We start from the raw sequence: 3,276 nt of genomic DNA, 5'->3' as shown, positions 1-3,276 counted from the left end.
TACATTTCCGCCGCCCAAATGCAAAAACCCCCGCCTTTCGGGCGGGGGTTTCTTGCTTAGGGAGCCTGACGATTACCTACTTTCACACGGGAATCCGCACTATCATCGGCGTAGAGTCGTTTCACGGTCCTGTTCGGGATGGGAAGGGGTGGGACCGACTCGCTATGGTCATCAGGCAAAGAGGGTTGTTGCGCTGCTTCGCAGCACAACCAATCTTGGAAGAAGCAGTAATTTAGGTTGTGTGTATCACACACGAGAATCCAACTTGTCGCTCTGGATCTTGCGGCCAGTGCTGTCGCACGGCGCCGATCTACAAGGCAGACTTGTTATAGGATCAAGCCTTACGGGCAATTAGTATCAGTTAGCTGAACGCATTACTGCGCTTACACACCTGACCTATCAACGTCCTGGTCTCGAACGACCCTTCAAGGGGATCTAGTCCCCAGGGATATCTCATCTTAAGGCGAGTTTCCCGCTTAGATGCTTTCAGCGGTTATCTCTTCCGAACATAGCTACCCGGCGATGCCACTGGCGTGACAACCGGTACACCAGAGGTTCGTCCACTCCGGTCCTCTCGTACTAGGAGCAGCCCCCTTCAAATATCCAACGCCCACGGCAGATAGGGACCAAACTGTCTCACGACGTTTTAAACCCAGCTCACGTACCTCTTTAAATGGCGAACAGCCATACCCTTGGGACCGGCTACAGCCCCAGGATGAGATGAGCCGACATCGAGGTGCCAAACACCGCCGTCGATATGAACTCTTGGGCGGTATCAGCCTGTTATCCCCAGAGTACCTTTTATCCGTTGAGCGATGGCCCTTCCATACAGAACCACCGGATCACTATGACCTGCTTTCGCACCTGCTCGACTTGTCGGTCTCGCAGTTAAGCACGCTTATGCCATTGCACTATCAGCACGATTTCCGACCGTACCTAGCGTACCTTCGTACTCCTCCGTTACGCTTTGGGAGGAGACCGCCCCAGTCAAACTGCCTACCATGCACTGTCCCCGACCCGGATCACGGGCCAAGGTTAGAACCTCAAACAAACCAGGGTGGTATTTCAAGGACGGCTCCACCGAAACTAGCGTTCCGGTTTCATAGCCTCCCACCTATCCTACACAGATCGGTTCAAAGTCCAATGCAAAGCTACAGTAAAGGTTCATGGGGTCTTTCCGTCTAGCCGCGGGTAGATTGCATCATCACAAACACTTCAACTTCGCTGAGTCTCGGGAGGAGACAGTGTGGCCATCGTTACGCCATTCGTGCAGGTCGGAACTTACCCGACAAGGAATTTCGCTACCTTAGGACCGTTATAGTTACGGCCGCCGTTTACCGGGACTTCAATCAAGAGCTTGCACCCCATCATTTAATCTTCCGGCACCGGGCAGGCGTCACACCCTATACGTCCACTTTCGTGTTTGCAGAGTGCTGTGTTTTTATTAAACAGTCGCAGCCACCAGTTTATTGCAACCCCTTCACCCTCCTGGCGCAGGCCAGTCAAGCTACAAGGGCGTACCTTATCCCGAAGTTACGGTACCAATTTGCCGAGTTCCTTCTCCCGAGTTCTCTCAAGCGCCTTAGAATACTCATCTCGCCCACCTGTGTCGGTTTGCGGTACGGTCATCGTTAGACTGAAGCTTAGAGGCTTTTCTTGGAACCACTTCCAATTGCTTCGCTCCCGAAGGAGCTCGCGCCACACCCTTGAATTACGCACCCGGATTTGCCTAAGTGCCTTCTCCAATGCAGCGACCGGGACTTCCAACACCCGGACAACCTTCCGCGATCCGTCCCCCCATCGCATCTAACAATGGTGCAGGAATATTGACCTGCTTCCCATCAGCTACGCATTTCTGCCTCGCCTTAGGGGCCGACTCACCCTACGCCGATGAACGTTGCGTAGGAAACCTTGGGCTTACGGCGAGGGGGCCTTTCACCCCCTTTATCGCTACTCATGTCAGCATTCGCACTTCCGATACCTCCAGCACCCTTTACAAGGCACCTTCGCAGGCTTACGGAACGCTCTCCTACCATGCGTGCAAGCACGCATCCGCAGCTTCGGTATATAGCTTAGCCCCGTTACATCTTCCGCGCAGGACGACTCGATCAGTGAGCTATTACGCTTTCTTTAAAGGGTGGCTGCTTCTAAGCCAACCTCCTGACTGTTTTAGCCTTCCCACTTCGTTTCCCACTTAGCTATATTTGGGGACCTTAGCTGGCGGTCTGGGTTGTTTCCCTCTTGACACCGGACGTTAGCACCCGATGTCTGTCTCCCGTGATTGCACTCTTCGGTATTCGGAGTTTGCTATGGCGGGGTAATCTGCAATAGACCCCCCAACCATGACAGTGCTCTACCCCCGAAGGTGAGACACGAGGCACTACCTAAATAGTTTTCGGAGAGAACCAGCTATTTCCAGGTTTGTTTAGCCTTTCACCCCTATCCACAGCTCATCCCCTAACTTTTCAACGTTAGTGGGTTCGGACCTCCAGTACGTGTTACCGCACCTTCATCCTGGCCATGGATAGATCACCTGGTTTCGGGTCTACGCCCAGCAACTGAACGCCCTATTCGGACTCGCTTTCGCTACGCCTGCCCTATACGGTTAAGCTTGCTACTGAACGTAAGTCGCTGACCCATTATACAAAAGGTACGCCGTCACCCCTTACGAGGCTCCGACTGTTTGTATGCATGCGGTTTCAGGATCTATTTCACTCCCCTCCCGGGGTTCTTTTCGCCTTTCCCTCACGGTACTGGTTCACTATCGGTCGATCACGAGTATTTAGCCTTGGAGGATGGTCCCCCCATCTTCAGACAGGATTTCACGTGTCCCGCCCTACTTGTCGCACACCTAGTTCTTTCATACTGTTTTCGCCTACGGGGCTATCACCCGCTATGGCCGCACTTTCCAGAGCGTTCGGCTAACAATACAAATAAAGAGTGCAAGGCTCATCCCATTTCGCTCGCCACTACTTTGGGAATCTCGGTTGATTTCTTTTCCTGCGGTTACTTAGATGTTTCAGTTCACCGCGTTCGCTTCACATGGCCTATGTATTCAGCCATGGATACTCCAAAAGGAGTGGGTTTCCCCATTCGGACATCTACGGATCAAAGCTTGTTTGCCAGCTCCCCGTAGCTTTTCGCAGGCTACCGCGTCCTTCATCGCCTGTGATCGCCAAGGCATCCACCACATGCACTTGTTCGCTTGACCCTATAACGAGTCTGTCTCATCGACAGTCGCTACAGGTTGAGTTCTCGCGTTGTGCCGTATTCCAA

Annotated in this window: 2 rRNA genes; both read right to left on the bottom strand. The window is 53.0% G+C overall.

Features of this window, described 5'->3' with window-relative positions:
* Positions 1-63: 63 nt before the first annotated feature.
* Positions 64-176 (bottom strand): 5S ribosomal RNA (rrf, locus tag L810_RS32045).
* Positions 177-330: 154 nt separating this feature from the next.
* Positions 331-3,211: ribosomal RNA gene (locus L810_RS32040) — 23S ribosomal RNA — on the bottom strand.
* Positions 3,212-3,276: the final 65 nt, after the last annotated feature.

The sequence above is a fragment of the Burkholderia sp. AU4i genome (assembly GCF_000466765.1).
Taxonomy (GTDB): domain Bacteria; phylum Pseudomonadota; class Gammaproteobacteria; order Burkholderiales; family Burkholderiaceae; genus Burkholderia; species Burkholderia cepacia.
This window is presented reverse-complemented; position numbering and strand designations above follow the sequence as displayed.